At 64.7% G+C, this 16,720-nt stretch carries 11 protein-coding genes, 1 tRNA gene and 1 pseudogene; 3 read left to right on the top strand and 10 right to left on the bottom strand.

Annotated elements, in window-relative coordinates:
• Positions 1-14: 14 nt before the first annotated feature.
• Positions 15-2,843 (bottom strand): TonB-dependent receptor, encoded by a 2,829-nt coding sequence (locus ACFQRC_RS08350; RefSeq protein WP_379959956.1) that lies wholly within the window; start codon positions 2,841-2,843, stop codon positions 15-17.
• Positions 2,844-3,236: 393 nt separating this feature from the next.
• On the opposite strand from ACFQRC_RS08350, the pseudogene ACFQRC_RS08355 reads away from it, so the two are divergent.
• Positions 3,237-3,412: pseudogene (locus ACFQRC_RS08355) on the top strand (IS5/IS1182 family transposase); the annotation flags it as partial.
• A gap of 356 nt (positions 3,413-3,768) precedes the next feature.
• Here ACFQRC_RS08355 and ACFQRC_RS08360 read toward each other — a convergent pair.
• Positions 3,769-3,861, bottom strand: a tRNA-Ser gene (locus ACFQRC_RS08360).
• Between the two features lie 161 nt (positions 3,862-4,022).
• Between ACFQRC_RS08360 and ACFQRC_RS08365 the strand changes: the two genes are divergently transcribed.
• Positions 4,023-4,775 (top strand): DUF1134 domain-containing protein, encoded by a 753-nt coding sequence (locus ACFQRC_RS08365; protein WP_379959958.1) that lies wholly within the window; start codon positions 4,023-4,025, stop codon positions 4,773-4,775.
• Positions 4,776-4,869: 94 nt separating this feature from the next.
• Here ACFQRC_RS08365 and pyrC read toward each other — a convergent pair whose 3' ends face one another.
• Complete coding sequence (pyrC, locus tag ACFQRC_RS08370) at positions 4,870-5,913, bottom strand: dihydroorotase (protein WP_379959960.1); 1,044 nt, start codon at positions 5,911-5,913, stop codon at positions 4,870-4,872.
• Between the two features lie 48 nt (positions 5,914-5,961).
• Here pyrC and ACFQRC_RS08375 point away from each other — a divergent pair, with 48 nt between their 5' ends.
• Complete coding sequence (locus ACFQRC_RS08375; protein WP_379959963.1) at positions 5,962-6,714, top strand: YgfZ/GcvT domain-containing protein; 753 nt, start codon at positions 5,962-5,964, stop codon at positions 6,712-6,714.
• On the opposite strand, the gene ACFQRC_RS08380 is transcribed toward ACFQRC_RS08375, so the two are convergent.
• The 7 genes from ACFQRC_RS08380 to ACFQRC_RS08410 form a co-directional block, all read right to left on the bottom strand.
• Positions 6,707-7,324, bottom strand: a complete 618-nt coding sequence (locus ACFQRC_RS08380; RefSeq protein WP_379959965.1) for a cyclase family protein — start codon at positions 7,322-7,324, stop codon at positions 6,707-6,709. The two genes, ACFQRC_RS08375 and ACFQRC_RS08380, sit on opposite strands and share 8 nt — an antisense overlap.
• Positions 7,325-7,335: 11 nt before the next feature.
• Entirely contained in the window at positions 7,336-7,554 is a 219-nt protein-coding gene (locus ACFQRC_RS08385; protein WP_379959967.1) for a hypothetical protein, read from the bottom strand.
• A 47-nt stretch (positions 7,555-7,601) separates the two neighbouring features.
• Positions 7,602-10,286 carry an aconitate hydratase AcnA gene (acnA, locus tag ACFQRC_RS08390; protein WP_379959970.1) on the bottom strand — a complete coding sequence of 895 codons (2,685 nt, stop codon included), beginning with the start codon at positions 10,284-10,286 and terminating at the stop codon, positions 7,602-7,604.
• Positions 10,287-10,435: 149 nt separating this feature from the next.
• A complete protein-coding gene (locus ACFQRC_RS08395; RefSeq protein WP_379959973.1) occupies positions 10,436-11,077 on the bottom strand; it encodes a hypothetical protein in 642 nt (213 codons plus the stop codon).
• 57 nt (positions 11,078-11,134) lie between these two features.
• Positions 11,135-12,529 carry a dihydrolipoyl dehydrogenase gene (gene lpdA / locus ACFQRC_RS08400; protein ID WP_379959975.1) on the bottom strand — a complete coding sequence of 465 codons (1,395 nt, stop codon included), beginning with the start codon at positions 12,527-12,529 and terminating at the stop codon, positions 11,135-11,137.
• Between the two features lie 93 nt (positions 12,530-12,622).
• Positions 12,623-13,870 carry a 2-oxoglutarate dehydrogenase complex dihydrolipoyllysine-residue succinyltransferase gene (gene odhB, locus ACFQRC_RS08405; protein ID WP_379959978.1) on the bottom strand — a complete coding sequence of 416 codons (1,248 nt, stop codon included), beginning with the start codon at positions 13,868-13,870 and terminating at the stop codon, positions 12,623-12,625.
• Positions 13,871-13,881: 11 nt separating this feature from the next.
• On the bottom strand, positions 13,882-16,713 hold the full coding sequence (locus ACFQRC_RS08410) for a 2-oxoglutarate dehydrogenase E1 component (protein ID WP_379959981.1): 2,832 nt from the start codon (positions 16,711-16,713) through the stop codon (positions 13,882-13,884).
• Between the last annotated feature and the right edge of the window lie 7 nt (positions 16,714-16,720).

Raw genomic sequence — 16,720 nt, forward strand, 5'->3', positions numbered from 1 at the left:
AATGCGCTTCCCCATCAGAACGTATATTGAAGGCCGATATTATACTTCCGGCCTGCGAGGCTGGCGTCTTCGACAAACTGCCGATAGCCTTGATAGGAGACCTGGGGCTCATCGGTCAGGTTGGTGACGGCGGCGAAGGCTTTCAGGCCGTTGAGGAAAGTGTAGCCCGCTTCGATGTCCACCCGCTGCTCGGCGGCATAGAATTCGTCGCTCTCGATATCGTCGCCCAGACCTTCGATATAATCGTCGCGGTAACGATAGTCGCCACGGATGTTGAAGCCCTTCCAGACCCATTCCAATGTTCCGGTAATCAGGAACTTGGAGAAGCCGGGAACCGGCAGTTTCCGGTCGTCGGCGCGATCGGGATAGGTCGCTTCGCTGTCCGAGAAGGTCGCGCTCACGGCGGCGCTCAGGCCACGGAGCGGGCCAGGCAGAAAGCTCAGGCGCTGCCGCGCAATCAATTCGATGCCGTAATTCTTCGCGGTCGACCCGTTCGTCGGGCGCTCATATTCGAAATCGCCTTCCGGATCCCGTATCGGAATGCCGTTCGCATCCAGCTCATTGAAGTTGTAGACGCGGGTGAAGGAGAAATCCTTCACGTCCTTGTAGAACAGGCCGACGGAATACAGGCCGCCGTTGCTTGTATAATATTCCAGCTGGACGTCGAAATTGTCCGATATGGCCGGCTTCAGGTTGGGGTTGCCTTCATAGATATCGCCATCTTCGTTGACGAACCGTCCCTCGGTGAGTTCTCCCAGACGCGGGCGCCCATAGCTTCTGTTATAGCTTTCACGAAGGATCAGGTTGGGCACAAGCTCGTGGCGGAAATGAATGCCCGGCAGCCAGTGGCCATAGGAATCGCCGGAGCGGATTTCGGTTACGGCGGCTTCTCCGTCGAGATAGCTTACGAACTTGTTGGTGTTCTTCCAGTCGACACGCTCGTAACGCACACCGGCAAGCACCGAATGGCCGTCCAGCCGCCAAGTTCCCATGACGTACCCGGCAGTGGTCTGCTCAACCGCATCATAGTCCGAGAAATTGCTGTCCTCCAGCGAGTCCTCCTCCTCGAACTCGAAGAGGTCCGGGCGTGAGGAAAGGAGCGCCAGTCCGCTCCTGGGGCTGACTTCGAAAATTCTTGTCCCGCCCAGCAGGACCTCGTCATTGCGGGTAAGGATTTCCGCGTAAGGGAAGCTCTCGTCCATGCTGTACACGTCGGTGCGCTTGTCGAAGCGGGGGGCGCTGCGACGATATTTGGCGCCGGTCTTGAACGTAAACACGCTCGGCCCACTGTCGAAACTACGCTCCCAATCGGCCTGGGCGCTGAACACCGTCTCGGTCTTGACGGAGGTTTCCGCGATCAGCTCGCCTTCCGAGATAAGGGACAGATCGCCGTGATCCTGCCCATCCAGCGGATTGATGATGACCTCGCCGCGAGAAACGTTGATGAGCTCATATTCGAAAAGGAGCCATGGATCCGTCGGTTCCATCAGCACGCTCAGTTCGGTGTCGCTGGTCACCGTCTGCTTGCTCCTCGAGTAGAACAAGTCATAGGTGAGCAGGCTGTTGGGACGCTCATGGCGGCCGCCGAAATTGATGGAGTAGAGGTCGTTGTGGCGGTCGTCTTCCGTGCCGATCCAGCCGCGCGAACCTTGCGAACCGTCGTCGCCGGGGGTGCCGCGCCCATAATCGGGGGTCAGTTCGCCGTAGGTCTTGTCCCCGTCGATCGCATCCTGGAACTGGGTATCGATATCGATATCGCTCTCATTCTTCACGCCCTTGCGCTGCGCATTGCTGTAGAAGCCGCGAAGATAGAAGGAATTGAAAGGATCGGCCCTGAAGTCCAGCGCGGCGTTCACGGTCGTGGTGTCGGTTACCCGGCTATCATATTCCCAATGCGATGATTCCATGAACCACACCGGTCGGTCATACTGATCGAGGCCCAGGCTGGGGTTGTTCTCGGGGGTGACCTGCACCCAGTCCATGTCGCGGTTCCTGGAAGCGCGATCGGTTCGATAGCTGCTGACGGTCGCGCTGATGCCGAGATTCCGGTCGCCCCCGCCGACGCTCAGAATATCCGAATATTGCAGGCTGCCCGAATGGCCCCAGCTGTCGGGCAGGTCGCTATAGACGCCGCCGGCCGTGATCTTCACCTCCCGGCCGCTTCGCTCGAAGGCGCTGCGGCTGATGACGTTGATGATGCCGCCGATGGCATCGCCGTCGCGATCCGGCGTGGGCGCCTTGATCACCTCGATATTGCTGATGCCGTCCGCGGCGAGCTGGCGGGTGTCGAATCCGCGGCCCCCGCCGGAGGTGGGCATGCGATTCCCGTCTACCTGGAACGAATTATAGTCCGCTCCGATGCCGCGGATGTTGATGCCCGCGGCGGATCCGTCCTGATCCTCGTTCACGCTCAAGCCGGGCAGGCGCTGCAGGGCAGCGCCGATATTGCCGTCCGGCATCTGGCCGAATACTTCTTCGGAGATTATGTTGACGATGCCCGACGCGGTTTTCTGCTGGTTGATGGCGAGAGCCTGTCCGCGGGCCGAGGCACGCACGATGATGTCTTCACTGGCGAGCGCCTCGCTGACCAGGCCGACATTTGCCACCGCATTGCCGCCGCTGGGCACGGTCACAACGTGGAGGACTGTATCGAGGCCCACATATTGGATTTGCAGCGTGACCTCGCCGGCGGGCGCGGCCACCTGGAAACGGCCATCCTCGGTGGTATAATCCTGAACGTTGGTGCCGAGCACCCGCACGACGGCCCCACGCAGGGAGGCGCCGGACTCGCTGTCATAGATTCGGCCCGTTACCGTGCCTTCGCCAGCCTGAGCCAATGCCATTGCTGGAAATGCACAGGAAATAGAAAGTGCTGCGATAATATTGCGCATCAGTTTGCCCCGTTTCAGATGTGATGGAGGGCGAACTAGAAGCGCACAGTTGCATTTTTGTTGCGAAACGATAAGTCAGAATTGTTACATTTCTATTTAACGAGTAAGAACATGTACTGTACAACTACACGATGCCAATAATGACTTAGGGACGCATTTCGGCATAGTGAGAACGATGTTGATAGCCCGGAACAGATATACGTTAGCTCGGCAGTATGAAGACGATATTTAACTTTTTCGGACGGGCTGAACGGTCGCAACGGGCCGATCCCGTTGAAAAACTCACGCTGACCATGGTGAGGAAGCGCTGATGTCAGCATTCCCAACGACCGCGGAGCGAAGCCGATGATGGGCGAACGAACCGCGATGCAGAAGCCGTTGCTCGACGCGTTCAATCCGGAGCGGCACTGCCGCCTGGCCACCTGCTTCGCTCGAGCGGCCGCTTCGTCGACCTCAGCGGCATTCGCGAGCATCTGCGAGCCTATTATAGCGATACAGGTCCGCCATCGATCGATCGAGAGTTCGACGCCATCAGCCGCTTCAGATGATCCGATCGGTCGAACCACCCAGCCTGAATAGGAGCCGAAGCTGAGCGTCTTCTGGAGCGGCTTTCCGGCGGCATTCTTACCCGCAGCCGCAAGGCGGCCATCCCCTACAACCGCGACGCTTATCGCGCCCGCAACCTCGTCGAACGTCTCTGGTGTCGCCTCAAGGACTGGCGAAGGATCGCCACCCCGATACGACAAGCTCGCCGCCAATTATCTCTCTGGCGTCTTCCTCGCCGCAACCATCGTATTCTGGTGCTGATCGAGTCCGGAGCCTAGTCTTGAGAACTCAAGGATTTGTGGACTGCTGCGAACGGAAGCGTTCGCAAAGTTGGCGGAGACGGAGGGATTCGAACCCTCGGTAGGAGTAATCCCCCTACGGCGGTTTAGCAAACCGCTGGTTTCAGCCACTCACCCACGTCTCCGCTAAGCGCCGAACCGCGGGCTATAGCGGGGGGTTCGAGACTGTTCAACCGATGACATGCAACCGTTCCGGCGCAAGATCGACTCGCCTCGTCGCCCGTTCATTGCGGGGCAAGGCGGGAAAAGGTTAATCTGCGCAAGCGAGGTTCGGGGGACGATTATCATGTTGAGATCCGCTTTTCTTACACTGCTGGCCGCGGCCGGCCTGGCCGTGGCGGCGACGCCGGCGGCGGCCCAGATCACCCAGATCGATCCCAACAGCGCCGACCAGTATCAGGTGCCGGCGGAGGATCCGTATGCCGATCCCTTCGTCGATCCTTACGCGGCCGATACCGCCGCGACAGTGGACGAGGGCCAATACCAACCGGTCGATCCGGGGGCGCGGGACGAGCAGGCCGCCCAGGCCGCACCGGCCATCGTCGCGAAGCCCGGGCAGACCGTTCCCCGCGAAGACATTTTCAGCGCCGCCGAGGGCGTGTTCGGCCAGGGTGCCGAGGGCCTCGCCGGCATCATTGAGAATATCCTCCGCGACCAGGGCGAGCCCGTCGCCTACATCACCGGCCGGGAAGCGGGCGGCGCGTTCGTCTTCGGCGTCCGCTACGGTTCGGGCACGATGCACCACCAGGTCGAGGGCGAGCGCATCGTCCATTGGACCGGTCCGTCGCTCGGCTTCGACTTCGGCGCCGACGCCAGCAAGGTGTTCGTTTTGGTCTACAATCTCTACGACAGCCAGGACATCTTCAAACGCTATCCGGGCGCGGAGGGGAATGCCTATGTGCTCGGCGGCTTCACCGCCAGCTACCACCGCAGCGGCGACGTGGTGCTGATCCCGGTGCGGCTCGGCGTCGGCCTGAGGCTCGGCGTCAACGCCGGCTATATGCGCTTCACCGAGAATAATCGCTGGCTGCCCTTCTGAACAGCTCGTCACCCCAGCGAAGGCTAGGGTCTCGGGCCGGAAAGGACCCGGCGTCTTTCACTCGCTGAGATCCCAGCCTTCGCCGGGATGACGGCTAATCGGCAAAGCGCCAAGCGAGCGTTTCGCCGGCATGGAAGGGCACCAACGTGCTTCCGGCGGCCGGGAGCTTCTCGGGAACCTCGACCGGCACGCGCTCCAGCGCCACCCGCCCCTCGTTCAGCGGCAAACCGTAGAAGAGCGGGCCGCTCTCCGAGGCGAACTTTTCCAGCCGGTCTAGCGCGCCTTCTTCCTCGAACACCTGAGCGTAGGATTCCAGCGCGAACGGGGCGTTGAAGATGCCGGCGCAGCCGCACGACGCTTCCTTGCGCTCCACCGCGTGCGGCGCGCTGTCCGTGCCCAGAAAGAATTTGGGCGAGCCCGAGGTCGCGGCGCGGCGCACGGCCAGCCGGTGATGCTCGCGCTTGGCGACCGGAAGGCAATAAAAATGGGGCCTGAGACCGCCGGCGAACAAGGCGTTGCGATTGATGAGGAGATGCTGCGGGGTGACGGTCGCCGCGATGTTCGGCCCGGCGGCTTCGACGAAGGCCACGCCCTCGGCGGTGGTGATATGCTCGAACACGATCTTGAGGTCCGGCAGGTCGCGAACGAGGCCCGACAGGATTCGGTCGATGAACACCGCTTCGCGGTCGAAGATGTCGACTTGCGGATCGCTTACCTCGCCATGAACGAGGAGCGGCATGCCGATCCGCTGCATCGCCTCCAGCGCCGGATAGAGGGTGCGGACATCGGTCACGCCATGAGCGGCGTTGGTGGTGGCATGGGCGGGATAGAGCTTGGCGGCGGTGAACACGCCTTCGCGAAAGCCGCGCTCGATCTCGGCCGCGTCGGCATGGTCGACGAGATAGCAGGTCATCAGCGGCGTGAAATCGCTGCCCTCGGGAAGGGCTTCGAGGATGCGCCGGCGATAGGCCAGCGCGTCGGCCACGCCGATCACCGGCGGCACCAGGTTCGGCATCACGATCGCGCGGGCGAACTGCCGCGCGGTATATCCGGCCACGGCTTTCAGCATCTCGCCGTCGCGAAGGTGGGCGTGCCAGTCGTCGGGCCGGCGGATGATGAGGCGGGTGGGTTGGGTCACGTATCGCTTCGCCTTTAGTTTCTCGGCGGATGCCCTTAACAGGCCTCCATGAGCGGAACCACCCTGACCGACCGTGCCGTCCTCCGCCTGTCCGGCGAGGATGTGCGCGGCTTCCTGCAAGGGCTTGTCACCAACGATGTCAATCTGCTGCCGCGACCGGTCTGGGCCGGACTTCTGACGGCGCAGGGCAAGGCGCTGTTCGACTTCATCTTGTGGGCGGACGGCGAGGACGTGCTGATCGATTGCGAGGCCGAACAGGCCGAAGCGCTCGCCAGGCGCCTCAAGCTCTACCGCCTCCGCCGGCCCATCGCGATCGAACAAGACGAGAGCCTGGCTGTCCATTGGTCGCTCGGTTCCCCGGCGCAAGCCGGGGCCCAGTCCGGCGCCCACACTGGACCCCGGCTTGCGCCGGGGAACGACCCGCGCCTTCCCGAACTCGGCCAGCGGTGGCTCGGCCCACCGTCCGACCCCGCTTCAGGCTGGCTCCAGCATCGCCTTTCGCTCGGCGTCGCCGAGGGCGTGGCGGAGCTGGGCTCCGACAAGATTCTCTGGCTCGAATGCAACGCCATCGAATTGAACGGGGTCAGCTTTTCCAAGGGCTGCTATGTCGGCCAGGAAAATACCGCGCGGATGAACTACCGCAACAAGGTCAACCGCCGCCTGGTCGTGGTGCCCGCGGACACGCTCGGCCCCCGAGTCCGCATCCACTATCCGGACCTTGGCCTCGCTGTGGAACACCGCCGCGTCGACGATCTCGGCGAGGCGGTCATTCCGGCCTGGCTCGCTCCCGCGCTCAGCTGATCTCCGCGAAAGCCCGCACGGGGAAGGTGCCCATGCCGGCGATCTTCGGCGGGACGGCGGTGAATCGGAAGCCGTCGTCGGGAAGCGCGCCGAGGTTGGTCATATGCTCGCAAATGAGGATGCCGGCGCCGAGCAGGATCGAATGGACCGGCCGGGCACGGACCCGTGTATCGTCGATATTGTGGGAATCGATCCCGACCAGCCTCGCGCCGCCTTCCACCAGCAGGCGCGCCGCGGCGGCGGTCAGGAACGGATGGTTCGCCTGATAGGCGTCGGTGCGCCAATGCGCGTCCCAGCCCGTGTGGACGAGCACGGCCTTGCCGCGCACGTCGAGGCCGCCAATGTCGCGCGTATCGACCGTCAAACCTTGAGCGTGCGGCTTGCGGACCACGATCCCGTCGAGCGCGGCCAGTTGCTCGAGCTCCAGACCCGCCAGGTCCACGCCATCCTCATAGCGATGAAAGGGCGAATCCAGATAGGTGCCGGTGTTGGCCACCATGTCGATGCGGCCGATCTGGAACGTGGCGCCGTCGTCGTAATGCGCGGCCGACGTCTCGCGCGTCCAGTAATCGCAGATCGCCGGGCCGGGCAGACCCTTGTAGGTCGTCATGCCAGCCTCGATCACATGGCTGAGGTCGACGAGTCTCTTTTCCCGATCCGCCATAAGGCCACCGCTCCGATAAGCATCCAGATCACATTCAGCGACGCCGAAGGCAAGGCGCCATGCCACCAGCCGTTGATGGTGAAGCCGGCCGCCCCGACGACGTTCATCCACTGATAGAGCGGCGAGCGCCCCGTCAGCCTGCCCATCGACAGCAGCAGATAGGCGAGCAGGATCACGACCGCGCCGGCCCAGCCCGCTATCTCGACGAGGAGCGCCTCGGTGCTCAGGCAGCCAGATTCCTGAGCACATAATGGAGGATGCCGCCGGCGCGGAAATATTCGAGCTCGTTCAGCGTGTCGATCCGGCAGCGGGCCGTAAAGGTGAAACCGGTACCGTCGGCGCGGGCGACCTGGACGATCACGTCCTGGCGCGGCTGGAGATTCTCGACGCCGGCGATGGTGAAGGTCTCGTCGCCGCCGAGGCCGAGGGTCTCGCGATTGTCCGTGCCGGTGAACTGAAGCGGGACAACGCCCATGCCGACCAGGTTGGAGCGGTGGATTCTTTCGTACGTCTCGGCGATGACGGCGCGGACGCCCAGCAGGTTGGTGCCCTTGGCCGCCCAGTCGCGCGAGGAGCCGGTGCCATATTCCTTGCCGGCGATGACGACGAGCGGCGTCCTCGCCTCCTTGTAGCGCATGGCGGCGTCGTAGATCGGCATCACCTCGCCGGTGGGCACGTGCTTCGTCACGCCGCCTTCGATGCCGGGGGTCATCTGGTTCCTGATGCGGATGTTGGCGAAGGTGCCGCGCATCATCACTTCATGATTGCCGCGGCGGGCGCCGTAGCTGTTGAAGTCGGGGCGGGCGACCTGGTGGGAGGTGAGATAGGAGCCGGCCGGGCTGTCGAGCTTGATCGCGCCGGCGGGGCTGATGTGGTCGGTGGTGATGCTGTCGCCGAAGATGGCGAGGGGGCGGGCGCCGATGATGTCGGTGATGCCGGCGGCGGTCATCGACATGCCTTCGAAATAAGGCGGGTTCTGGATGTAGGTGGAGCCGGCCGACCAGGCATAGGTGTCGCCGCCGGTAACGTCGATCGCGCGCCACTGGTCGTCGCCCTTGTAGACGTCGGCGTAGCGGGCCTTGAACATGTCGGCGTTCACATGTTGATCGATCAGCGAGCGGACCTCGTCGTTGGTCGGCCAGATGTCACGCAGATAGACCGGCATGCCGGCCTTGTCCGCGCCGATCGGCGACGAGACCATGTCCTCGGTGACGGTGCCCTTGATCGCATAAGCGACGACGAGCGGCGGCGAGGCGAGATAATTGGCGCGGGTGTCGGGCGAGACTCGGCCCTCGAAATTGCGGTTGCCCGAAAGAACCGAGGCGGCGACGAGATCATGCTCGCGGATCGCCTTCGAGATCGGCTCGGGCAACGGACCCGAATTGCCGATGCAGGTGGTGCAGCCATAGCCGACCAGGTCGAAGCCGATCGCATTCAAATCCTCGGACAGGCCAGCGCGGTCGAGATAGTCGGTGACGACCTGGGAGCCGGGCGCGAGGCTGGTCTTGACCCAGGGCTTGCTGTCGAGGCCCCGCTCGCGCGCCTTGCGCGCGACGAGGCCGGCGGCGACGAGCACGGAGGGGTTAGAGGTGTTGGTGCAACTGGTGATGGCGGCGATGACGACGTCGCCATGGCCGAGATCGTGATCCTCGCCCGGAACCGGGTAGCGCTTGGCGGCATCCCCATTCTGGTCGAATTCGGTGCGGAGGTCTTCTAGAAAGGCGGTGTCGAGCTCGGAGAGCAAAACCTTGTCCTGGGGCCGTTTCGGACCCGCGAGCGAGGGCATGACCGTGGACATGTCGAGCCGGAGCGTATCGGTGAAGACCGGCTCCACCGCCGGGTCCAGCCACAGGCCCTGTTGCTTGCAATAGGCTTCGACGAGCGCGATCTGATCGTCCGGGCGTCCGGTGAGGCGGAGATAGTCGAGCGTCTTGCCGTCCACCGGGAAGAAGCCGCAGGTCGCGCCATATTCGGGCGCCATATTGGCGATGGTGGCGCGGTCGGCGAGTGAAAGGGCGGAGACGCCGGGACCGTAAAATTCCACGAACCGCCCGACGACGCCCTTGGCGCGCAGCATCTGGGTGACGGTGAGGACGAGATCGGTGGCGGTGATCCCCTCGGCGAGCGCACCCGCCAGGTGGAAGCCGATTACTTCGGGGATGAGCATCGACACCGGCTGGCCGAGCATCGCCGCTTCGGCCTCGATGCCGCCGACACCCCAGCCGAGCACGCCGAGGCCGTTGATCATCGTGGTGTGGCTGTCGGTGCCGACCAGAGTGTCCGGATAGGCCACCTCCACGCCCGACGCGTCCCTGCTGCTCCAGACGGTGCGGCCGATATTCTCCAAATTGACCTGGTGGCAGATGCCGGTGCCCGGCGGAACGACCTTGAAATTGTCGAACGCGGACGCCCCCCATTTGAGGAACTGGTAGCGCTCGATGTTGCGCTCATATTCGAGCGCCACGTTCTTCTCGAACGCGCGCGGCGTGCCAAACTCATCGACCATCACCGAATGGTCGATGACCAGGTGGACGGGGACTTGCGGGTTGATCTTCTGCGGATCGCCGCCGAGCGCCTTCATCGCGTCGCGCATCGCGGCGAGATCGACCACGGCGGGGACGCCGGTGAAATCCTGCATCAGGACGCGCGCCGGACGATACTGGATTTCCTTGGACGTGGCGCCCTTGTCCTGGCTCCAGTCGACGATCGCCTGAATGTCCTCGCGGGTGACAGTGACGCCGTCCTCGAAGCGGAGCAGATTCTCGAGCAGCACCTTCATCGAGAAGGGGAGCCGCGAGACGTCGCCGAGCGCGGCGGCGGCCTTGGCGAGGGAGTAATAAGCGTAGGTCTTGCCGCCGACGTCCAGGGTGCTGCGGGTGTTGAGCGTGTCCTGGCCGATGGCTGTCATGGCGCCTTTTTCCTTCTGTCGCGGGGCGTGAGTTTCGGCCGGGCTTTAGCAAGCGCGCGCGGGCGGGGGAAGGGCAGGCCGCCATGCCCCGATTGATAGCGCAGGCGCGCGGCCCATGGGCTTTGCTCAGGCGCAGGGAGGCCGCGGCTTCAGCCGTAGCGCTCGACGCATTGGCGCATGATCGCGACGGGGGAGCCGAGCTTCGCGAACTCGGACAGCGCCACCCGACGCGCCTGCTGCTGCGCCTCCAGGCCGGCGCCTGCCCGGCTGCGGAGGCCCGGACCGAGCGTCTGGTCCAGATTGCGGGCGACGGCGCGATACTCGCTGAGCTGGGCGCCATAATCGGCTTCCTGGCTGCGCAAGGCCGCACTCATGAAGTCGCCGATCTCGTCGCAGCCGAGCTGCGCGTCGAAGCGGTCTTCGGGGAGGGTCACGTCCTCATTCTCTACGACCGGAAAGGCAGCGCGACAGGCGGGCCCCAATTCCTCCCACTTGCCGCCGGTAATCTCTTCCTGCAGCTCCGACATGCGCGCATTGACCCGGGTCGCGGCCTCGGCGGAGAATTCCTCCCCCGCCGCGCCGGCGAGCAGGGCATAATGGAGGATGCGGCCCTGCGCGGTGAAAGGCAAAGGCTGGGTGATATCCGGGGTAGCGGCGCGCGCCTCGGCCGCCGCGACGACGCCGCATGTCGCTGCCCGATCGACCGGCTCCGCCGGCAGCGCCAGCGTCTTGGGTCCGCAGGACGCAAGCAGGAATGCCGCGCCTGTCGCGAGCGTTGTGGAGAGCTTCATCCTGCCGCCTTTCCGACCGTTTCGGCCTCACAACGGACGATGAATGCGGCTGTTCCTTCAGATGTGGATCGGCTTGCCGGTCACCGCCATCGCCGCTTCCTTCATCGCTTCCGAATGGGTGGGATGGGCGTGGCAGGTGTAGGCGATGTCCTCGCTGGTCGCGCCGAACTCCATCGCTTGGGCGGCCTGGGCGATCATCGTGCCGGCGACGGAGGCGATGATGTGGACGCCGAGGACGCGGTCGGTTTTAGCGTCGGCGACGATCTTGACGAAGCCGTCGCCCTCGCGGTTGGTCTTGGCGCGGCTGTTGGCCATCATCGGGAACTTGCCGACCTTTATCTCGCCCCGCTCCTTCGCCTCCTCCTCGGTGAGCCCGACGGCGGCGATCTCGGGCATGGTGTAGACGACGCTGGGGATGACGTCGTGGTTCACGATTCCGGTCAGCCCGGCGATATTCTCGGCAACCGCGATGCCCTCGTCCTCGGCCTTGTGGGCGAGCATCGGGCCGGGCGCGACATCGCCGATCGCCCAGATGCCGCGCACCTTGGTTTGGAAATCATGGTCGATCTCGACCTGTCCGCGCTTGTTCGTCTCGAGGCCCGCCTTGTCGAGCGCCAGTCCGTCCGTGTTGGGCCGCCGGCCGATCGAGACGAGGACGGTGTCGGCCTCGATCGTGGTCGTCTCGCCCCCCTTGGCGGGCTCCACGGTCAGGACGACGCCCTTCTTGGTGCGCGCGGCCTTGGTGACCTTGGTGCCGGTCTTGATGTCGAAGCCCTGCTTCTTGAAGAGCTTCGCCGCTTCCTTGCGGACCTCGCCGTCCATACCGGGCAGGATCTGGTCGAGATACTCGACGACCGTCACCTTGGCGCCGAGCCGCCGCCAGACGGAGCCCAGTTCCAGCCCGATGACGCCGCCGCCGATCACGACCATGTGGCCGGGCACCTTCTTCAGCTCCAGCGCGCTGGTCGAATCGACGATCGCCTCATGGTCGATCGTGACGCCGGGGAGCGGCGTGACCGAGGAACCGGTAGCGATGACGATATTCTTCGCTCGAACCTCGCGGTCGCCGACTTTCACTGAATCCTTGCCGGTGAAGGCAGCGTGGCCCTTCAGCCATTCGACTTTGTTCTTCTTGAACAGGAATTCGATGCCGCCGGTCAGCCCCTTGATCGCCTCGAGCCGCGTGCCGTGCATGGCATCGAGGTCGAGTTCCACGTCCCCGGTCTTCACGCCCCATTTGGCGAGCGTCCCGTGCGCGGCTTCCTCGAAAAGCTCCGACGCGTGGAGCAAAGCCTTGGACGGAATGCAGCCGACATTGAGGCATGTGCCGCCCAGGGTCTCGCGGCTCTCGGCGCAGGCGGTCTTGAGCCCCAGCTGCGCCGCGCGGATCGCGGCCACATAGCCGCCGGGGCCGGCGCCGATCACCAGAACGTCGAAGTCGTATTCAGCCATAGTCATTTCCCTTTGTCGTCATTCCGGCGAAAGCTGGAATCTCCCTTCTCGAGAAAAGTGAGACCCCAGCTTTCGCTGGGGTGACGGTGAAGTTCACAGATCGATCAGAAGCCGCGTCGGGTCTTCCAGCGCTTCCTTCATGCGGACGAGGAAAGTGACCGCCTCGCGGCCGTCGACCAGGCGGTGGTCGTAAGAGAGCGCCAGATACATCATCGGGCGGGCGACGATCTGGCCGTCCTTCACCACCGGCCGCTCCTCGATGCGGTGCATGCCGAGCACCGCCGACTGGGGCGGGTTGATGATCGGAGTGGAGAGCAGCGAGCCGAACACGCCGCCGTTGGAAATGGTGAAGGTGCCGCCCTTCATGTCCTCCATCGTGAGCGTGCCGTCCTTGGCGCGCTTGCCGAAGTCGGCGATCGTCTTCTCGATCTCGGCGAAGGACAGCGCCTGCGCGTCGCGGATCACCGGGACGACCAGGCCGTTGGGCGCGCTCACCGCGACGGAAACGTCGAGATAGTCGCGATAGACGATCTCGTCGCCCTCGATCGAGGCGTTGACCGAAGGAACGTCGCGCGCGGCGAGCGCCGCCGCCTTCACGAAGAAGCCCATGAAGCCCAGACGGATGCCGTGCTTCTTCTCGAACAGATCCTTGTAGCGGCTCCGCGCCTCCATGACGGCCGACATGTCGACATCGTTGAAGGTGGTGAGCAGGGCCGCCGTATTCTGCGCCTCCTTGAGCCGCTTGGCGATGGTCTGCCGGAGCCGCGTCATGCGCACCCGCTCCTCGCGCCGCTCGCCGACGACGGCGGGCTTCGCCTGCTCGGGAGCAGGGGCCGCAGCCGGCGCGGGCGGGGCCTTTTCGGCCTGCGCGGCAGCGAGGACATCGTCCTTGGTCAGGCGGCCGTCCTTGCCGGTGCCCTTGATCCTGGAAGGATCGAGGCCGTGCTCCAGCACCACCCGGCGCACCGCCGGCGACAGCGTCAGCGATCCCGCCTCGCCCTCGGCATGGGGCGCCGTCTCATCGTCCTTTGGCGCGGGAGTCTCGCCCGGCCCCGCGGGGTTGACCGCGCCCGCCTCGGCCGGCGCTTTCGCCGGAGCGCCCGCGCCTTCCTCGATACGGGCGATCAGCGCGCCGACATTGACGGTATCCCCTTCGGCGACGACCTGCTTGCTCATCGTACCCGCGACGGGCGAGGGCACCTCGACGGCGACCTTGTCGGTCTCCAGGCTGGCGATCGGCTCGTCGGCCTTTACCGCGTCGCCCGGCTGCTTCAGCCACTGGCCAAGGGTCGCCTCGGTGATCGATTCGCCCAGCGTCGGTACAATTACGTCGGTCGCCATTCTCTTTCCTCTTAGCTCGCCTTGCGCCGCGGTTCGGCTTCGCTGCCACCGGCCCCCGACTTTGTCGAGGGGTGGCCCAGCGCATCCGCGATCAGGGCCGCCTGCTCCGCCGCGTGCCTCCGGGCGAGCCCGGTGGCGGGCGAGGCCGACGAGGCCCGGCCCGCATAGGCAGGACGCGCCGGCTTCGCGCCCGCGTCGGAGAGGCACTGCTCGATGAAGGGCTCGACGAACGTCCAATAGCCATTGTTCCTCGGCTCTTCCTGCGCCCAGACGACCTGTTCGACATTGGTCATCTTGCGGAGGCGCGCGGTGAGCGGCTCCGACGGGAAGGGATAAAGTTGCTCGACCCGGACGATGGCGGTGGACCGGTCGCCGGCCTGGTCGCGCGCCTCCATCAGATCATAGGCGACCTTGCCCGAACAGAGGACCAGCCGCTTCACGTCCCCGTCCGCCGGCGCCGCGGGATCGGACAGGATGCGCTTGAAATGGCTGTCGCCGCTGAAATCGGCGAGCGTCGAGACCGCAGACTTGTGCCTGAGCAGCGATTTCGGCGTCATGATGACCAGCGGCTTCCTGAAATCGCGCAGCATCTGGCGGCGGAGCAGGTGGAAATAATTGGCCGGGGTCGTGCAGTTGGCGACCTGCATATTGTCCTGCGCGCACAATTGCAGGAACCGCTCGGGCCGCGCCGAGCTATGCTCCGGCCCCTGGCCCTCATAACCGTGCGGAAGCAGCATCACGAGCCCGCTGGCGCGCAGCCACTTGGCCTCGCCGCTGGCGATGAACTGGTCGATCATCACCTGTGCGCCATTGACGAAATCGCCGAACTGCGCCTCCCACAGCACCAGGGTCTTCGGATCGGCGATCGCATAGCCATATTCGAAGCCGAGCACGCCGAACTCCGACAGCGGCGAATCGCGCACCTCGAAGCGTCCTCCGTCGACTTGGGCGAGCGGCACATATTGGCTGCCGTCGCGCTGATCGACCCAGACCGAGTGCCGCTGGCTGAACGTGCCGCGGCCGCTATCCTGGCCCGACAGGCGAACGCCGTAGCCGTCGCCCAGCAGGGTGCCGAAGGCGAGCGCTTCGGCGGTCGCCCAATCGAAGCCTTCGCCGGTTTCGAACATCGCCCGCTTGGCGTCGAGGATGCGGCCGAGCGTCTTGTGGATGTCGACCTTATGCGGGACATGGGTGAGGATGCGGCCGATAGCGCGCAAACCGTCCTCGCCGACCGCGGTGTCGACGTTGCGCCGCTCGGTCTCGTCGGTGGCCGGCTTGCCAAGGCCCGCCCAGCGGCCCTCGAACCAGTCCGCCTTGTTGGGCAGATAGGATTTGGCGGCCTCGAACTCGCCCTCCAGCAGGTTGGTGAACTGCTCGACATGGGAGTCGATCCAGGCCTGGTCGACGACTCCTTCCTCGATCAGGCGGGCGCCGTAGAGGGCGGATACGGGCGGGTGCTTGCGGATCGCGGCGTACATGAGCGGCTGCGTGAAGCTGGGCTCGTCGCCTTCATTATGGCCGAACCGGCGGTAGCACCACATGTCGATGACGATGTCGCGCTTGAAGGTGTGGCGATAGTCGATGGCGAGCTTGCAGGCGAAGGTCACCGCTTCGGGATCGTCGCCGTTGACGTGCAGGATCGGCGCCTGGACCGCCTTGGCGACGTCGGAGGGATAAGGCGACGACCGCGCGAATTGCGGGCTGGTGGTGAAGCCGACCTGGTTGTTGATGATGAAGTGGACACAGCCGCCCGTGTCGTAGCCGGGCAGGTCCGAAAAGCCGAAGCATTCCGAGACGATGCCCTGGCCGGCAAAGGCCGCGTCGCCGTGGAGGAGGACGGGCAGCACCTCGCTGCCGTCCTCGTCGCCGCGCTGCGTCTGCTGGGCGCGAACCTTGCCGAGCACGACGGGGTCGACCGCTTCGAGATGGCTCGGATTGGGAACCAGTGACATGTGGACGCTGATCCCGTCGAACTCGCGGTCCGACGAAGTGCCGAGATGATATTTGACGTCGCCCGATCCGCCGACATCCTCGGGGTTGGCGGAGCCGCCGGCGAATTCGCTGAAGATGGCCCGGTAAGGCTTGGCCATGACGTTGGCGAGGACGTTGAGACGGCCCCTGTGGGCCATGCCGAAGACGATCTCGCGGACGCCGTATTGGCCGCCATATTTGATGACGCTTTCGAGCGCCGGAACCATCGATTCGCCGCCGTCGAGGCCGAAGCGCTTGGTGCCGACATATTTCTTGGCGAGGAATTTCTCCCACTGCTCGCCCTCGATCACCTTGGCGAGGATCGCCTGCTTGCCCTCGGGGGTGAAGTGGATGGCGGCGTCGCGCCCCTCCATCCGCTCCTGTAGGAAGCGCCGCTCCTCGACATCGTTGATGTGCATATATTCGAGGCCGACGCGGCCGCAATAATTGGCGCGCAGGATGTCTACGAGCTCGCGCACGCTCGCCTGTTCGAGACCGAGCGCGCCGCCCAGATAGACGGGCCGGTCGAGCGCTTCGCCCGTGAAGCCGTGATATTCGGGCGTCAGATCGTCCGGCATCTCGCGCTGGGCCAGGCCGAGCGGATCGAGATCGGCCGCGAGATGGCCCCGCACCCGGTAGGTGCGGATCAGCATCATCGCGCAGATCGAATCGTCGGCGGCCTGGCGGATGGCGGCCTCCGACTTGCCGCTGGCGGCGGCCACGTCCCGCGCCTTCGCCGCGACCTTCTCGATCGTCATCAGCGTGGGATCGAGGCCGGCATTGACCTCGTCCAGCACGCTCAAGGGCCAATTATCACGCGCCCAGCTCGGGCCTTCCTTCCGCTCGATCTCGCCGAAACTGTCCACGATCACTCGCTCT

Origin of the sequence: Enterovirga sp. GCM10030262 (assembly GCF_042666435.1) — a bacterium.
GTDB lineage: Bacteria > Pseudomonadota > Alphaproteobacteria > Sphingomonadales > Sphingomonadaceae > Allosphingosinicella.

Excerpts from the sequence above, each read along its gene's own strand:
- ACFQRC_RS08350 (WP_379959956.1), bottom strand. The coding sequence starts at position 2,843 with ATGGCATTGGCTCAGGCTGGCGAAGGCACGGTAACGGGCCGAATCTAT.
- ACFQRC_RS08365 (WP_379959958.1), top strand. The coding sequence starts at position 4,023 with ATGTTGAGATCCGCTTTTCTTACACTGCTGGCCGCGGCCGGCCTGGCC.
- ACFQRC_RS08375 (WP_379959963.1), top strand. The coding sequence starts at position 5,962 with ATGAGCGGAACCACCCTGACCGACCGTGCCGTCCTCCGCCTGTCCGGC.
- ACFQRC_RS08380 (WP_379959965.1), bottom strand. The coding sequence starts at position 7,324 with ATGACGACCTACAAGGGTCTGCCCGGCCCGGCGATCTGCGATTACTGG.
- acnA (WP_379959970.1), bottom strand. The coding sequence starts at position 10,286 with ATGACAGCCATCGGCCAGGACACGCTCAACACCCGCAGCACCCTGGAC.
- ACFQRC_RS08395 (WP_379959973.1), bottom strand. The coding sequence starts at position 11,077 with ATGAAGCTCTCCACAACGCTCGCGACAGGCGCGGCATTCCTGCTTGCG.
- lpdA (WP_379959975.1), bottom strand. The coding sequence starts at position 12,529 with ATGGCTGAATACGACTTCGACGTTCTGGTGATCGGCGCCGGCCCCGGC.
- odhB (WP_379959978.1), bottom strand. The coding sequence starts at position 13,870 with ATGGCGACCGACGTAATTGTACCGACGCTGGGCGAATCGATCACCGAG.